A 16672-nucleotide genomic window follows, 5' to 3' on the forward strand; every position below is an offset into this window, starting at 1 on the left:
CGAATTTTGACAATACTGTGCGGAAATTTACCCGAGAGAAAGCACAAAAGTGCGGTCTCGGGCATCAAAAAGTCTGTTACTCAGAGTACAAATTACGATTTAGGTTCCAATTCCCTTTTCGAGGAAATGATGAAAGCCTGTGGGTAGCGGCTGGCTCGTGCCTTATCCCGCTGCGTCATGGCTTCTTCGCGATCCAGGTATGGCCCCAGGCGCAGGCGGTAAATATTACCGGTGTCGGCCTTTTGGGTATCGACCTGAGTGTTGAACTCTTTGGCCAGAGTCGTGGCAACTTGTTTGGCCTTGTCGCTGTCTGTGACGGCAGCCAACTGCACGAAGTACTGGTTCGGATTGGCGCTCTGCCATTCGTCAGGATTGGCCGGTTTGTCAATATTGATCAGCTCAATCTTTACCGGGGCAGTACCGTACTTGATCACATCCAGCCGGGCTGCAGCAGCCATACTCAGGTCAATAATGCGCCCGTCATGAAACGGACCGCGGTCATTAACCCGGACAACCACGGAGCGGCCGTTGTTCTGGTTGGTGACTTTCACATAGCTCGGTAACGGCAGAGTTTTGTGGGCTGCTGTCATCGAGTACATGTCATAAATCTCACCGTTCGACGTGCGGTGGCCGTGGAATTTTTTGCCGTACCAGGAGGCATAGCCTTCTTCGGTGAACGGCTGCTGACCGCGAATGATTTTGTAGTCATTGCCGCGCAGCGTGTAGTCCTTGTTGCCAGCCAGACTCTGCGGTTCGTAGCGCGGCTGGGCATCTTCAATGTGATCCAGCGTTGGCGATGATTCCGGCGCCTTATCATCGGCGATATCATAGCGCTCGTTGTTGGACGTGGAGCTACAGCCAGCAAGGATAAGAAGTAACAATAATGGAGATATGCGCATTTAGGTCGCCTTGGACAACATTTTTCTATGGGTGTGGATAGACATCAAAATACCGAAACCGGCCATCAGGGTTACCATGGAGGTTCCGCCATAGCTGACCAGCGGGAGAGGAACCCCCACCACCGGCAGCAGGCCGCTCACCATACCGATATTCACGAAAATATAAACAAAAAAGCTGAGCACGATACTGCCGGCCATCATCCGGCCAAAAGCGGTCTGGGCTCGGCTGGCCAGCATCAACCCGCGGCCGATGATGAATAGGTAAATTGTTAGCAGGCAGCAGACCCCAATCAGTCCCCATTCTTCGGCGATGACCGCAAAAATAAAGTCAGTATGGCGTTCAGGCAGAAATTCCAGCTGGGACTGGGTGCCCTGCATCCAGCCTTTGCCGTTGAGCCCGCCGGAGCCAATGGCAATTTTTGACTGGATGATGTGATAGCCCGCGCCTAGCGGGTCTGACTCTGGATTGAACAGGGTCAGCACCCGGGTACGCTGGTAATCCCGCATCAGGAACAGCCAGAGGACCGGTATGAACGCAGCCAGCATCAGCGCGGCAGCAATAATAATGCGCCAGCTGATCCCGGACAGAAACAGGACAAAGATCCCGGAGGCGGCAATCAGGATAGAGGTGCCCAGATCCGGCTGCTTGGCGATCAGAATTGTCGGGACAAAAATCAGCACCAGAGCAATCGTGATGTTCTTCAGGCTGGGCGGTAGCGGGCGGTTACCCACAAAGCGCGCGACCATCAGCGGCACGGCCAGCTTGATCAGCTCAGAGGGTTGAAACCGGACGATACCCAGGTTCAGCCAGCGCTGCGCCCCTTTTGAGACTTCCCCGAACAGCAACACCCCGAGCAGCAGTAACAGCCCGACCCCGAATAGATAAGGAGCCCAGGTTTCGTAATGCCGCGGCGCAATCTGAGCCAGAATAAACATGACACCCAGTGAGAGCAGCATGCGAACCGCCTGACGTTCCATCATTTCCAGATTCTGGCCGCTGGCGCTGTACATCACAATCAGGCCAAAGCCCATCAGAGTGAAAATGCCCAGTAACAGCGGAAAATCCAGATGTAAGCGGTCACTCAGCGTACGTTGATTCCCTGTCGCTGACATCATACTCATGGTGATACCTCTGCGAGTTTTTTATCGACGATCACCTGCAGCGGATCCGGTTCGGTGGGTTCCAGAAGCATGTGGTCAAAGATTTTACGGGCAACCGGGCCCCCGTTCGAGGAGCCGCCGCCGGCATTTTCCAGCACCATCGAAACAACGACTTCCGGATGGTCAAACGGTGCAAAGGCCGTGAACAGAGCATGGTCGCGTAAATGTTCTTCCAGCTCCTCGGCGTTGTACTTCTGGTCTTCCGCCAGGCCAAAGACCTGAGCCGAGCCGGATTTTCCTCCGGCCTTGTATTCCGCCCCGTAGAAAGCCCGGCGAGCAGTCCCTCGGTTACCAAACAGTACGCGGAACATGCCGTCTTTGGCGACTTCCCAGGTGCTGTCGCTGACGTTATCGATCGGCGGGAAGTCATCAAAGTTGGCCGGCTTGCCGCCTTCATCATCAATGACATCCTTGAGCAGGTGAGGTGCCTGTACCCGGCCGCGGTTGACCAGTACGGTCGTCGCCTTGGCGATTTGCAGCGGCGTCGCTGTCCAGTAGCCCTGACCGATCCCGACCGGAATGGTGTCACCCTGATACCATGGCTGGCGGAAACGCGCCTGTTTCCATTCGCGGGTCGGCATGTTGGCCTTGCTCTCTTCGTAGATATCAATGCCGGTGTATTCGCCGTAGCCAAAGCGGCTCATCCAGTCCGACAGGCGGTCGATGCCCATGTCGTACGCCACCTGATAGAAGAAGGTATCAACCGATTCTTCAATGGCTTTGTGGATATTCACCCGGCCATGGCCCCAGCGCAGCCAGTCGCGAAACGGTCGGCTGTTGGTGTTAGGGATACGCCAGTAGCCCGGGTCATTTCGCGTGGTGTTGGTGGTGATCACGCCTTCCGTCAGTGCGGCGACAGCGATCATCGGTTTCACCGTGGAAGCCGGCGGATAAATGCCCAGCGTGACGCGGTTTACCAGCGGACGGTCTTTGTCATTGAGCAGATCGCGGTACTGTTTGCCGGAAATGCCGTGGACAAACAGGTTCGGGTCGTAACTCGGGCTGGATACCATAGCCAGGACTGACGAGTCACGCGGGTCGAGCACCACAACCGAGCCGCGCTTCGGTTTGACGATCTCTTCGCCGGTTTCCGGGTCAGTCGTGCGCACGGTCAGCAGCTCCTGCACATACAGTTGGAGGCTGATATCTATATTCAACTTGATGTCTTTGCCAGGAATCGGCGGGACATATTTCAGAGTGCGGATGATCCTGCCGCGGCTGTTGACCTCGACTTCCTGATAGCCGGAGGTGCCGTGCAGCAGATCTTCGTAATATTTTTCAACGCCCAGCTTACCGATGTCGCGGGTCGCTTTGTAGTTATTCAGCTTGTTTTCGCGATCCAGCTTGTCGAGATCCCGATCGTTGATTTTTGCGACATAACCCAGCACATGGGTCAGGGCCTCGCCGTACGGATAGAAGCGCTTGAGGTAAGCTTTCACTTCCACGCCGGGGAAGCGGTGCTGGTTAACCGAAAATAACGCGACTTGCTCTTCGGTCAACTGGTTCATGATAGGCACGGACTTAAACCGGCGGGTACGGCGTCGTTCACGCTCAAACCGCTCGATTTGTTCGTCGGTGACGGCCATCATTTCTTTCAGGCGTGCAAAAGTGTCCTGCAGATCAGGCACTTTTTCTGAGGTGATTTCCAGGGAGTAGACCGGCCGGTTCTCTGCCAGCAGCACACCGTTACGGTCGTAGATCAGCCCCCGGTTCGGGGCGACGGGAACCACTTTAATCCGGTTATCGTTCGATCGTGTCTGGTAGTCTTCATGCTCGCGGATCTGTATGTGGTACAGATTCACCAGCAGAACACTGACCAGCACGATGATACCGATAAATGAGACAAGAGCCCGGCGAAAAAACAGTGCCGACTCAGCCCGGTGATCGCGGATCTGTGTACGCTTTTGCCTCATTCTCACTTATTCCCTGTGATATGGATGGTTAGCGGTGATGCTCCAGGCCCGGTACAGGCTTTCTGCCATTACGATACGGACCAGTGGGTGCGGCAGTGTCAGCGGCGACAACGACCAACTCTGGTCGGCAGCTGCCTTACAGGCTGGTGCCAGACCTTCAGGTCCGCCAATCAGAATAGACACATCACGGCCATCCAGCTTCCAGCTTTCCAGCTGTTCTGCCAGTTGTTCGGTGTCCCAGCGTTTGCCCGGAATATCCAGGGTGACAATCCGGTTGCCTTTCGGAACAGCGGCTAACATCGCTTCGCCTTCTTTTTGCAGAATACGGGCGATATCGGCATTTTTCCCCCGCTTGCCAGCAGAAATCTCGACCAGTTCAAGCGGCATATCTTTAGGGAAGCGACGGCTATACTCTTTGTAGCCTTCCTCAACCCATTTCGGCATTTTGGTGCCAACAGCAATCAGTTGAAGCTTCATTCTTGGTTAGCCCCAAAGCTTCTCCAGTTGGTACAGATTACGAGCATCTTCCTGCATGATATGCAGGATCACGCTGCCCATGTCCACGATGACCCATTCGCCGTCTTCTTCACCACTGATGCCTAATGGCGGGTAGTTGATCTGCTTGGATTCTTTGCTGACATGATCGGCAATAGAAGCTACGTGGCGGTTCGAGGTACCGGTGCACAGCACCATGAAGTCGGTAATGCTTGATTTACCGCGAACATCCAGAGTCACGATATCTTGGGCTTTGATATCATCAACTTTATCAACAATAAAATCGTGTAGTTCTTGAACCTGCAAAAGGATCTCCCTCTTTCACTGTATCTGTGTTTACTGTAGACCCGGAATCGGCCGGGTCACAATGTAGCGGCGCAGTATATCACGCACAAGAGCCGGCAACATATTCTGGCTGTAACTTTACATAACCCGTCCGGCTGTTGGGCGAAATACTAGCTAAACGGGGTGAGATGGGTTTTTATTCCGCACATTTGTGCACATAACGCTGCCAGTTCATCCCATGGTTGGGCGTCATAATCGGTTTTGACCTGCACTTCGAGCCGGGCCAGCTGACGCATCAGGGTGATCAGCGTCGGCAGGGGTAGGCGATGCAGTGCGCCGATGTAGAGCTCGCGGCGGCTTTGCCAGACCCGGAAATTTTCGAAGATTTTACTGAGTGGCGTGCCGCGGCTGCCCATTTCCTGCATCTTGTACAGTTGGGTGAGCTCGCGCTGGAGTGTACGTAGCAATACCACCACTTCAACCCCTTCGCCTTCAAGCTGGCGCAGTACCCGCTGGCTGCGTTTGGCCTGTCCGGCGAGAATGGCATCAATCAGCTGGAACGGGGTGTAATGGTTGTGGCGGCTCAGGGCGTCTTCCAGCCGAGGTACCGTCAGTTCACCGTCAGGGTAGAGCAACACCAGTTTTTGCAGGCTTTGTGCCAGTGCCAGCAGGTTGCCTTCGTGCCATTGTGCCAGCATCAGTACCGATTCATGATCCGGCTTGAGGCCGAGCTGCTGGCAGCGCCCCTGAATAAAGCGGGGTAGATGGCGGGCATCCGGCGTGTTGCAGGGGACATAGATCCCATGGTGATCCAGCTCCTTGAACCATTTGCTGGTTTCCTGCTTTTTATTCAGGCGTGGGCCCTGAAGCAGCAACAGAATGTCCGGGTGCAGATGAGCCGTGACCTCTTGCAGGGATTTGGCCTGTTGGGTATTGAGGCCGCTGTCTGGCAGAATGAGCTCGATGATCTGGCGAGCCGAAAACAGGCTCAGGGCCTGACAGCAGTCAAGCACCAGATTCCAGTCCAGCTGGGCATCAACGGTAAAGGTATGGCGTTCGTCAAAACCGGCTTGCTGAGCTGCCAGGCGAATCTGGTCGCAGGCTTCCAGCTTCAGAAGCGGTTCATTGCCGAACAGCAGATAAGCCTGACGCAGCCCTTTGCTGAGTTGCTGCGTCAGTTGTTCCGGGTAAATCCTCATTGTGTCGCAGTAACCTGACTGTTCTGGGTACGGTCGGCGTCAAACAGTTGCTCAGCGGCTTCCTGATCGGTCAGACGTTCAGTGGTGACCGTCACCTTGCCGTTAGATAACGTGACGTCGTTGGCGGAATCTTGCTCCAGCGTTTCCAGTGATTCTTCATCAAGCTGATTGAACTTGGCGGTCAGGCGAGCTAGCTGACGCATGATCTGACGTGACGCCTGTTGGCGCATTTCGTTTTCAATCATGTCGCGCTCTACCGACTTGGCCAGTGCCGTTAACGGGTTATCAAGGAAGGTACGGTTAACACGGGTCGTGAAGCTTTGGCTGCCTTTGCCCGGCACCACAATGCTGTAGCGTACGGTGTAGGTCAGTTCATATTCAGCTGCACGGGCGTTCTGGTAGAGCGATAGGGTTCGCTCACCGACCGATTCGCTGATCAGGTGCAGGTTGGGTACTTTGCTTGAGCTTGGGACCGCTTCAATACCGTGCATTTTGAACTGGGATTTTACCTGACGGTGCAGGGGGCCATACGGGTCAAAGCTGGTCAGTGACAGTTTAGCAATGTCGTCTGGCAGCATATAGTTACCACGCAGGTGGAAACCACAGGAGGCGGTGGCCAGCGCCAGAGTGGCAATTAAAAAAGTGCGGAAGATGCTTTTCAGAGAAAATATGGCTTTCACCGAGTCTGCTCCATGAAAGTGAGTGAAAACGGACCGGCTGACGCAGGTGTATCTGATGGGATAGTGAGCCGGAAAATCTGTGGCTCCACAAGGGAGCCACAGGTTAGGCACTGAGAAACGGCGTTAGTTCGCAACAATATTCAACAGTTTACCCGGAACGAAGATGACCTTGCGGATCGTCTTGTCGTCGGTGAACTTAGTAACGTTCTCATCGTTCAGTGCGATGGCTTCTACCTGCTCTTTCGTCGCGTCAGCAGCAACCGTCAGCTTAGCACGCAGCTTACCGTTCACCTGTACGATGATCAGTTTCTCGTCTTCAACCAGTGCTTTCTCATCAGCCATTGGCCATGCAGCGTGGTCGATATCTGATTCACCCAGTGCTTTCCACATTTCGAAACAGATGTGCGGTGTCATCGGGTACAGCATGCACACGATAGCTTTCAGCGCTTCGTCAAGCAGAGCACGGTCTTGCGCGCTTTCCTGCGGCGCTTTCGCCAGTTTGTTCATCAGTTCCATGATGGCCGCGATCGCGGTGTTAAACGTCTGACGACGACCCACATCATCGCTCACTTTAGCAATGGTCTTGTGAACATCGCGACGCAGCGCTTTCTGGTCGGCAGTCAGTGCAGCCGCATCCAGCGCTTCTGCTGCACCTTTGGCGGTGTGCTCGTGAACCAGTTTCCAGACGCGTTTCAGGAAGCGGTTAGCACCTTCCACGCCGGATTCCTGCCATTCCAGCGTCATGTCAGCCGGAGAAGCAAACATCATGAACAAACGAACGGTGTCTGCACCGTACTTGTCGACCATTTCCTGTGGGTCGATACCGTTGTTTTTCGACTTAGACATCTTCGTCATGCCTGAGTGAACGACTTCGTTACCTTCCGTGTCGACCGCTTTAGTAATGCGACCTTTCTCGTCACGCTCAACCGTTACTTCTGTCGGAGAAACCCAGATTTTCGCGCCTTTGTCGCTGGTGTAGTAGTAGGCATCAGCCAATACCATGCCTTGACACAGCAGCTGCTTGAACGGCTCGTCGCTTTGTACCATGCCGCAGTCGCGCAGCAGTTTGTGGAAGAAGCGAGAGTACAGCAGGTGCATACACGCGTGCTCGATACCACCGATGTACTGGTCTACTGGCAGCCAGTAGTTTGCCGCATCGGAATCCAGCATTTCGTCCGCTTTTGGCGAACAGTAACGGGCGTAGTACCAGGAAGACTCCATGAAGGTGTCGAAGGTATCGGTTTCACGCAGCGCAGGCTTGCCTTCAAAAGTGGTTTCTGCCCACGTTTTGTCAGCTTTGATTGGGCTGGTTACGCCGTCCATGACCACGTCTTCCGGCAGGATAACTGGCAGTTGGTCAGCCGGTACCGGATGCACTTCACCGTCTTCTGTCGTTACCATCGGGATTGGTGCACCCCAGTAACGCTGACGGGAAACACCCCAGTCACGCAGACGGAAGTTAACGGTCTTCTTGCCTTTGCCTTCCGCTTCCAGTTTTGCCGCGATCGCATTGAACGCATCCTGGAAGCCCAGACCGTCGAACTCGCCGGAGTCGAACAGCACACCTTTCTCGGTGTACGCCGCTTCAGAAATGTCCAGCTCGCTGCCGTCTTCTGGTTTGATAACTGGCACGATGTCTAGGCCGTATTTGGTTGCGAACTCAAAATCACGCTGGTCGTGGGCAGGAACAGCCATTACTGCGCCTGTGCCGTAGTCCATCAGAACGAAGTTAGCCACGTAAACCGGTACTTCACGGCCATTCAGCGGGTGAATCGCAGTCAGGCCCGTTGCCATGCCTTTCTTCTCCATCGTTGCCAGTTCTGCTTCGGCAACTTTGGTGTTACGGCACTCGTCAATGAACTTCGCCAGTTCTGGATTATTTTCTGCCGCCGCGGCAGCCAGCGGGTGACCGGCAGCAATGCCCACGTACGTAACGCCCATCAGGGTGTCAGGACGGGTGGTGTAAACTTCCAGGTCGCTGTGACCTTTAACGGCAAAGCTCAGTTCAACGCCTTCAGAGCGGCCGATCCAGTTACGCTGCATGGTTTTAACCATTTCAGGCCAGCCTTCCAGCTGATCCAGGTCGTCCAGCAGTTCCTGAGCGTATTCAGTAATTTTAATGAACCACTGTGGAATTTCTTTTTGCTCAACCGGAGTGTCACAACGCCAGCAGCAACCGTCTTCTACCTGCTCGTTAGCCAGAACGGTCTGGTCGTTCGGACACCAGTTAACGGAAGAGGTCTTCTTGTAAACCAGGCCCTTGTTGTACAGCTTGGTGAAGAACTCTTGTTCCCAACGGTAGTATTCTGGCGTACAAGTCGCGAATTCGCGGTTCCAGTCGTAGCCGAAGCCCAGCAGTTTCAGCTGGTTCTTCATGTATTCAATGTTTTCGTAAGTCCAAGGCGCCGGAGCCGTCTTGTTCTTAACCGCGGCGTTTTCTGCTGGCAGACCGAATGCATCCCAGCCGATTGGCTGCATGACATTTTTGCCTTGCAGACGCTGGTAACGAGAAATCACATCACCGATGGTGTAGTTACGAACGTGACCCATGTGCAGACGACCACTTGGGTACGGGAACATGGAGAGACAGTAGAATTTTTCTTTATTAGGGTCTTCACTTACAACAAACGTTTTGTTGTTGTCCCAATGTTCTTGAACTTTCTGTTCAATGTCCTGCGGACGATATTGTTCTTGCATCGATGACATCCGGGGTTTTGTGAGTTGAGTACAAACACATTCAATATAATCGACATAGAATAACTAAAGGTAAAGGTGTCAACAATAGCTGAAAATCATTTCGGGCCGAATTGTTGACTGTTCGGCAGTGAAAGGCGGCTTAAGGCGTAAAAAGCCGGCAGAGTGACCGCGAGGAGGTGGCGAATGGCAAATCAGAAAAAGGATTATGAGACGCTGCTGGAGCAGGTAACCGAAACGCTCAAGCACAGTCCGGATGAGCTGAAACACTGGGCCGAAGTGACTGAAAAATACCGTCAGGCAGCCAGTGATATGACCAAAGATGAGCTGGCTTTGATCTCTGCATACCTGAAGCGGGATTTGCAGGAATTTGGGCAGAATGTGGAGGAAAGCCCGGCTCCGTTCAGCGAGAGTCCGTTTTATCAGGTCGTTAAAGAAACCATCTGGGAAGGGCTGGCGGAAGTCACGGATAAAACCCAGATTGAGTGGCGGGAGGTGATGGATGACATCAAACACCAAGGGGTGTACGAAGCCGGAGAAATTGTTGGGCTGGGCAATCTGGTGTGCGAGCAGTGCGGGCACAAGGAGTTGATCACCCATGTGAAAGAGATTTCCCCCTGTCTTAAATGCGGGCATACCCGTTTCACCCGTCAGCCGCTTTCTCCCTGAGAAGGGCGGTCATTTGTAACGGGTGAGTTGGAACTTGTCATCGATAATTGGTCATTAGCCATAGATAAAAAACAGCGGGTCTTTGAGCCCGCTGTTTTTATTGTGCGTCTTTGTTGCCTTCTCTGTAGTCTTTCCGACTCCCGCTTGTCGCTCTGAGTTTCATCAGAAGCTCTTATGGGCGCTCTAAAGTCTCGACCACAACCGTGGTCGGTTCTGGCTCATACGGTTGGGTCTGCGGCTGTGCTGATTGTGCCGGTACCGCCGCTTGGGTGCTGAGCGGAGTATAGCTGAACTTCTGTCCGGCCAATGATGCCTCGACCATCATCCCGCCTTTGGCAAAGGTGAACACCGCAATCCCGTTGGTGTAGTTGGCATCAATGTATTTCTGACCGGAGCTGGCGCTGACGCCGGTGGTGCCCGCTTTGGCCTGCGCTCCCTCGGTCAGGGCGACGGCAGAAGCCTGCGCATCCAGCTCAAAGCTGCCGCTGGTAAAGCGGTCATATGCCCGTTTGTCCTGGAAGAAAATAATTTCGCTGTAGGCCTGACCGCCGAACTGGAGGCCGATCGAGACTTGGTACAGTTTGGCATGGCCGGTGACCTGGTGCTGCTGGTACACAGTACCGCTGCCGTAGGCTCCGCCAATCCAGAAACCGCCTTTACCGACTGATGGGAAAACCGCATAGCCGTAAGCGGACTGAAAGAAGGGATGGGTCTGTGATGCGGCCTTGAACTGATTCAGAGCCGCCTGGGTGTCTAGATCTTCTTTGGCGATAGAGCCGGTGGCGACACACAGCAGCGCGAGTGCGCCTAGCATGGCAAACAGTTTGTGAATGACTTTCATGGAGGTTCTCCCTGATTAAGCTGCGCGTTGTGTTCGCAGTTTTCTTTTCCGATATCTTAGCAGGGTGAAAAAAAAGGCGAAGGGGAGACCTTCGCCATTCCGTCATTTCTTGGTGAATTTTCAGTGAAGATTCAGCAAGATTCACGCTCATCAGTCGTGATAGTTAATTTCCGGCTGGTGATCGCGGAATCGGCCGCCTTGGCGGCGAATCAGAATCCACGACAGGGTGACAGACCACAGCAGGTAGAAATACAGCGGCCAGCTGCCAAGGGCTGTGTAAGGTGTCATCCCTTTGGTCGGCACTACTTTGCTGCGTAGCACAGCGGTTTCAAACTGCGGGATCTGGGCGATGATTTTGCCGTGATGATCCACGATACCTGTCAGGCCGCTGTTTGTTGCACGCAGTAATGGCTTACCCAGCTCCAGTGAGCGCATCTGGGCGATTTCCATGTGCTGGAACGGCCCGATTGACTTACCAAACCAGGTATCGTTCGACAAGGTCAGCAGAAACTCCGTGTTTTCATTCACATTGCGGCGCACCTGCTCGCTGAATGCCACTTCGTAGCAGAGTGCCGGGGCCAGCGAGTAACCGTTGGCTTCCAGGTTCGGCTGGATATAGTCACCGCGGCTGAACGACGACATTGGCAGGTTAAAGAACGGAGCCAGCGGACGCAGTAAATCCCCGAACGGGACAAATTCACCAAACGGCAGCAGGTGGTGCTTGCTGTAACGCTCGGCAGATTCATACTGGTACGGGCCGGCATTGTTGACCCCGAGGGTCAGGATGTTATTGAAATACTGGCCGTGGGCGTCCTGATCCAGCACACCGGTGAGAATGGTGGTCTGGTTGTTGCGCGCCGCGGCATCGAGATTCTGGAGGAAAGTCGGCAGTTGGGCTTCCAATGCCGGGATCGCCGCTTCCGGCCAGATGATCAGGTCTGCATCCCAGTTCTCTCGGGTCAGATCGGTGTACTTCATCAGGGTCGGCCAGCGCTGGCTTGGCAGCCACTTCACTTCCTGCGCGACGTTGCCCTGAATCATGGCAACATCCAGGGTGTTGTCCGGATCCGGCACTACCCATTGTTTCTGGCCCGCCAGCAGGGAGAAACCCAGTATCAGGGCCGGTACCAGCAGAGGCTTCCAGTTACGGTACGCGACGGCCGCGACCAGTGCCCCGCAGCTCAGTACCAGTGCCAGGGTGATCCCCTCGACACCTAAAATCGGCGCCAGTGAAGCATAAGGACTCTCAAGTTGGCTGTAACCCATCCACAGCCACGGAAAACCGGTCATCAGCCAGCCGCGGATCCAATCCAGCACCAGCCAGATCACCGGGCCGCTGAGCATCAGCTGGTGGAACGGCCGTCCCTGATTAAAGCGGTTGAACAGCGCACCGAATACCGCCGGGTAGAGGGCCAGGTAGCTGATCAGCAATGCCATCAGCGTCCAGCCGGCCAGCCACGGCATCCCGCCAAAGTTGGCGATACTGACGTGAACCCAGCTTATCCCGGTGCCAAATAATCCCAGCCCCCACAGGAAACCTATGGCAGCAGATCGTTTAACAGATTGATTTTGGAGCAGGAAAAAGAGAATAAAGAGAGAAACTGGTGCGAGGTACCAGTGTTGATACGGTGCAAAAGCCAGGGTGGCAAGAGCACCTGCTGGGACAGCCAGCGCAAGCTGTCCCAACTTCTTTAAGCGAATTGTTGTCATTCGTTATGGTGTCGTAGTCGGTTGATGAGCTTCGTGTGGTACGGTCACTTGCAGCTGGATCACCCGGCGGCTGTCAGCTGCCGTTACTTTGAACGAATACCCATCCAGTTCAACCACTTCGCCGCGAGTCGGCAGGTGGCCAAAACTGGTCATGACCAGCCCGCCGACGGTGTCGACTTCTTCGTCACTGAAGCGGGTCTGGAACATCTCATTGAACGCCTCAATGGTTGTCAGGGCTTTCACTGAGTAGGTATGTTTGCTTAATTGACGGATATCCTGTTCTTCTTCGTCGTCGAACTCGTCTTCGATTTCGCCTACGATCTGTTCCAGAATATCTTCAATGGTAATAACTCCCGATACCCCGCCAAATTCGTCAACCACTATCGCCATGTGATAGCGCTCTTCGCGGAACTCTTTCAGCAGGCGGTCAACGCGTTTGCTTTCCGGTACAACTACGGCAGGACGCAGTATCTCGTCCATATTAAATGGCTCACTATCTGGGCGCAGGTACCGTAACAGGTCTTTCGCCAGCAGAATGCCTTCAACATGGTCTTTGTCATCACTGATCACCGGGTAGCGCGAGTGTTGGGCATCGACAATAAGATCGATCAGATCCTCTAACTTCTGAGAACGTTCAATTGTGGTCATTTGGGAGCGTGGGATCATGATATCTCGCACCCGCATTTCAGAGATCTGCATGACCCCTTCCAGCATGTCCCGGGTGTCATGGTCGATCAGTTCATTTTCTTCCGAGTCACGGAAGACCTCGACCAGTTCCTCGCGGTTTTGCGGTTCGCCCTGGAACAGTTGACCAATACGTTCAAAGAAGGACTTTCTACTCGGACCTTCTGAATTCTGTGAGTTATCTTCGTTCATTGTTTGTAAGAATGGTTTCTCTAGCAATTAAGTGGCGAATGCCACGGAAATAAACAGGCTCGGCAGCAGGCTGCCGTGCCTGTTTGACAATTTTATCGGGGAAAGGTTACAGCTTTTCGTCGGCATACGGGTCAGCAAAACCCATGTTTTGCATGATTTCCGTTTCCAGCGCTTCCATTTCCTCGGCTTCATCGTCTTCAATATGGTCATAACCTAGCAGATGCAGACTGCCATGTACAACCATATGTGCCCAGTGGGCGTTAAGCGGTTTGTTCTGATCTTCGGCCTCATTTTCAACGACCTGACGACAAATCACCAGATCACCGAGCAGATCGAGTTCCATGCCCGGCGGGGCTTCAAACGGAAACGACAGTACATTAGTCGGCTTGTCTTTGCCCCGGTACTCGTGGTTCAGGGAATGGCTTTCTTCTGCGTCGACCAGACGCACTGTCACTTCGGCATCTGCCTGAAACGGGGTAATGGCAGCATCCAGCCACTGCTGGAAGTCAGCTTCACTTGGCATACCGTCAGGGTTGTCGGTCGCCACCTGGAGATCAAGATAAATAGCCATTAATCGGTTTTTTCCGTTTCTGCTTCTGGAAGAATGACGGCACCTGGCGTCAGTGCGGCCTGTCTGGCCATCTGCTCTTCACGGCGGCGTTGTTCAGCCAGCTTTCGTTGTTTCTGGTCTTCGGTTTCCCACACTTCATACGCCTGAACAATTCGGGCAACAACCGGGTGACGAACCACGTCGTCAGCCAGGAAGAAGTTGAAGCTGATTTCATCCACTTCAGACAACACTTCAATCGCATGGCGCAGGCCGGAACGGGCGCCGCGCGGCAGGTCGATCTGGGTGACGTCACCGGTGATCACGGCCCGGGAGTTGAAACCGATCCGGGTCAGGAACATTTTCATTTGTTCCACAGTGGTGTTCTGGCTCTCATCGAGGATGATGAAGGCGTCGTTCAGGGTACGGCCACGCATGTAAGCCAGCGGGGCAACTTCAATCACGTTACGCTCAATCAGCTTCTCGACCCGCTCGAACCCCAGCATTTCAAACAGGGCATCGTACAGCGGACGCAGATACGGGTCGACTTTCTGGCTCAGGTCACCCGGTAGGAAGCCCAGTTTTTCACCTGCTTCTACCGCAGGGCGGGTTAGCAGGATGCGACGGATTTCCTGACGCTCCAGAGCGTCTACCGCGGCAGCAACGGCGAGATAGGTTTTACCGGTACCGGCAGGACCAATCCCGAACGTGATGTCATGGCGAACCATGTTGGCAATGTATTGCGCCTGGTTCGGGGTGCGTGGTTTGATGATTCCCTTTTTGGTCTTGATTGTGACTTCTTTACCGTAAGGGATACTGGAGTCCGTCGATTGCTCCAGCACACCGGATTCTTTGATCGCCAGGTGGATTTGCTCTGGTTCAATATCCGGGATCACATTGCGGACCGGGGCGGTGTCGACATACAGGGTCTTGATGATGTCGGCGGCGGCACCGGCAGTATGCGGTTGGCCAACAATACTGAAACTATTGCTGCGGTGGTTAATTTCGACACCCAGACGGCGTTCAAGTTGTTTAATGTTATCGTCGAAAGGGCCACAAAGGCTGGAAAGGCGCTGGTTATTGGCGGGTTCCAGATTAAATTCAATCGTAATGACTTTACTCAAGATTTGCCTCTCATGAGGGTTGCCCGTTTGGTCGGGCAACCTTTGGTTCAGGGCTCGTCTGTTTGTATTTAGACGGGCGTCTTACTATGGAGTATATACGCCTACACCCAATTCATCTTCTTTGCGTGTTTTCTCGATGACTTCAGCTGGAGACATCGCAACACGCAGGTTCATTTCGGCTTCGGTACGTACCAGTTCACCACGCAGGGAGTTCGCGAAGACATCCGTGATCTTGACATCAACGAACTGACCGATCAAATCGACCGGGCCTTCAAAGTTAACTACGCGGTTGTTCTCAGTACGGCCACGTAACTCCATGATGTTCTTCTTAGAAGGACCTTCCACCAAGATACGCTGTTCAGTGCCCAGCATCTGGCGTGAGTAACGCATCGCCTGAGTATTGATCTGCTGCTGCAGTTCGTACAAGCGTTGTTTTTTCACGTCTTCAGACAGATCGCACGGATAGTCTGCGGCCGGTGTACCCGGACGTGGTGAGTAAATGAAGCTGAAGCTCATGTCGAAGTCGACATCACGGATCAGTTTCATGGTTTCCTGGAAGTCCTGATCGCTTTCACCCGGGAACGCGACAATGAAGTCAGAACTGATGGTGATATCCGGACGCGCTTTGCGCAGTTTACGGATTTTCGACTTGTACTCGATCGCCGTGTGCGGACGCTTCATCATCGCCAGAATACGGTCTGAACCGCTCTGTACCGGCAGGTGCAGGAAGCTCACCACTTCAGGGGTATCTTCGTAAACCGCGATGATATCATCGGTAAACTCGATAGGGTGGCTGGTGGTGTAGCGGATACGGTCGATACCATCGATGGCCGCTACCAGGCGCAGCAGCTCAGCAAAGCTCGCAATTTCACCGTCGTGGGTTTCACCGCGGTAGGCGTTTACGTTTTGTCCCAGCAGGTTGACTTCACGAACACCTTGTTCGGCCAGCTGAGCAATTTCAAACAGAACGTCATCCAGCGGACGGCTGACTTCTTCACCACGAGTGTAAGGCACCACACAGAATGTGCAGTACTTAGAACAGCCTTCCATGATAGACACGAAAGCCGTCGGGCCTTCTGCACGCGGCTCAGGCAGGCGGTCAAACTTTTCAATTTCAGGGAAAGAAATGTCCATGACCGGTGCGTCAGAGCTTTGTGACTGCTTAATCATCTCAGGCAGACGGTGCAGGGTTTGCGGGCCAAAGATCACATCCACATAAGGTGCGCGAACACGGATAGAATCGCCTTCCTGAGTTGCCACACAACCGCCTACGCCAATCACCAGGTCAGGTTTTTTGTCTTTCAGTGTTTTCCAGCGACCAAGCTGGTGGAACACTTTTTCCTGGGCCTTTTCACGGATGGAGCAGGTGTTAAGCAGCAGAACGTCTGCTTCTTCTGGTTCTTCCGTTAACTCGAAGCCATTGGCTGCATTAAGAAGATCGGCCATTTTTGATGAATCGTACTCGTTCATCTGGCAACCCCAGGTTTTGATAAGCAGTTTCTTAGCCATGTCTAACTCTTCACTCGTAGTGTTTATTCATTGCATTCAACATTGCTTCATTCGGCCAAGCGGCCGTGAA

15 protein-coding genes are annotated in these 16672 nt (G+C 53.8%); 1 reads left to right on the top strand and 14 read right to left on the bottom strand.

From position 1 onward, the window contains the following. Nucleotides 1-92: 92 nt before the first annotated feature. From FH974_RS03495 to leuS, 8 genes are all read right to left on the bottom strand, one after another. A complete protein-coding gene (locus tag FH974_RS03495) occupies nucleotides 93-899 on the bottom strand; it encodes a septal ring lytic transglycosylase RlpA family protein (RefSeq protein ID WP_047886759.1) in 807 nt (268 codons plus the stop codon). Then, a complete protein-coding gene (mrdB, locus tag FH974_RS03500; protein ID WP_047886758.1) occupies nucleotides 900-2021 on the bottom strand; it encodes a peptidoglycan glycosyltransferase MrdB in 1122 nt (373 codons plus the stop codon). Continuing rightward, entirely contained in the window at nucleotides 2018-3973 is a 1956-nt protein-coding gene (mrdA, locus tag FH974_RS03505) for a penicillin-binding protein 2 (RefSeq protein WP_047886757.1), read from the bottom strand. The genes mrdB and mrdA overlap by 4 nt, the downstream gene beginning before the upstream one ends. A 6-nt stretch (nucleotides 3974-3979) precedes the next feature. Further along, nucleotides 3980-4450 carry a 23S rRNA (pseudouridine(1915)-N(3))-methyltransferase RlmH gene (rlmH, locus tag FH974_RS03510; protein WP_047886756.1) on the bottom strand — a complete coding sequence of 157 codons (471 nt, stop codon included), beginning with the start codon at nucleotides 4448-4450 and terminating at the stop codon, nucleotides 3980-3982. Between the two features lie 6 nt (nucleotides 4451-4456). Further along, entirely contained in the window at nucleotides 4457-4774 is a 318-nt protein-coding gene (rsfS, locus tag FH974_RS03515) for a ribosome silencing factor (protein ID WP_047886755.1), read from the bottom strand. Between the two features lie 149 nt (nucleotides 4775-4923). Then, the gene (holA, locus tag FH974_RS03520) at nucleotides 4924-5952 is read right to left on the bottom strand and encodes a DNA polymerase III subunit delta (protein WP_207103492.1); all 1029 of its coding nucleotides are present in this window, start codon (nucleotides 5950-5952) and stop codon (nucleotides 4924-4926) included. Next, nucleotides 5949-6632, bottom strand: a complete 684-nt coding sequence (locus tag FH974_RS03525; protein ID WP_207103493.1) for an LPS-assembly lipoprotein LptE — start codon at nucleotides 6630-6632, stop codon at nucleotides 5949-5951. The genes holA and FH974_RS03525 overlap by 4 nt, the downstream gene beginning before the upstream one ends. Before the next feature lie 123 nt (nucleotides 6633-6755). After that, a complete protein-coding gene (gene leuS / locus FH974_RS03530) occupies nucleotides 6756-9329 on the bottom strand; it encodes a leucine--tRNA ligase (RefSeq protein ID WP_047886752.1) in 2574 nt (857 codons plus the stop codon). Nucleotides 9330-9512: 183 nt separating this feature from the next. On the opposite strand from leuS, the gene FH974_RS03535 reads away from it, so the two are divergent. Beyond that, on the top strand, nucleotides 9513-9995 hold the full coding sequence (locus FH974_RS03535) for a zinc ribbon-containing protein (RefSeq protein ID WP_047886751.1): 483 nt from the start codon (nucleotides 9513-9515) through the stop codon (nucleotides 9993-9995). Between the two features lie 172 nt (nucleotides 9996-10167). Here the strand turns inward: FH974_RS03535 and FH974_RS03540 are convergent, their stop codons facing one another. The 6 genes from FH974_RS03540 to miaB form a co-directional block, all read right to left on the bottom strand. Beyond that, the gene (locus tag FH974_RS03540) at nucleotides 10168-10836 is read right to left on the bottom strand and encodes a lipid-binding SYLF domain-containing protein (protein WP_047886750.1); all 669 of its coding nucleotides are present in this window, start codon (nucleotides 10834-10836) and stop codon (nucleotides 10168-10170) included. Between the two features lie 150 nt (nucleotides 10837-10986). Further along, a complete protein-coding gene (gene lnt / locus FH974_RS03545) occupies nucleotides 10987-12546 on the bottom strand; it encodes an apolipoprotein N-acyltransferase (RefSeq protein ID WP_047886749.1) in 1560 nt (519 codons plus the stop codon). Between the two features lie 3 nt (nucleotides 12547-12549). Next, nucleotides 12550-13422, bottom strand: a complete 873-nt coding sequence (corC, locus tag FH974_RS03550) for a CNNM family magnesium/cobalt transport protein CorC (RefSeq protein ID WP_047886748.1) — start codon at nucleotides 13420-13422, stop codon at nucleotides 12550-12552. 106 nt (nucleotides 13423-13528) lie between these two features. Next, nucleotides 13529-13993 (bottom strand): rRNA maturation RNase YbeY, encoded by a 465-nt coding sequence (gene ybeY, locus FH974_RS03555; RefSeq protein ID WP_047886747.1) that lies wholly within the window; start codon nucleotides 13991-13993, stop codon nucleotides 13529-13531. Continuing rightward, nucleotides 13993-15093, bottom strand: coding sequence for a PhoH family protein (locus FH974_RS03560; protein WP_047886746.1), 1101 nt, complete (start codon nucleotides 15091-15093; stop codon nucleotides 13993-13995). The genes ybeY and FH974_RS03560 overlap by 1 nt, the downstream gene beginning before the upstream one ends. An 84-nt stretch (nucleotides 15094-15177) precedes the next feature. Further along, entirely contained in the window at nucleotides 15178-16602 is a 1425-nt protein-coding gene (gene miaB, locus FH974_RS03565; RefSeq protein ID WP_047886745.1) for a tRNA (N6-isopentenyl adenosine(37)-C2)-methylthiotransferase MiaB, read from the bottom strand. Nucleotides 16603-16672 lie beyond the last annotated feature (70 nt).

The sequence above is a fragment of the Photobacterium ganghwense genome, from assembly GCF_017329545.1.
In the GTDB taxonomy this organism is placed as follows: Bacteria; Pseudomonadota; Gammaproteobacteria; order Enterobacterales; family Vibrionaceae; genus Photobacterium; species Photobacterium ganghwense.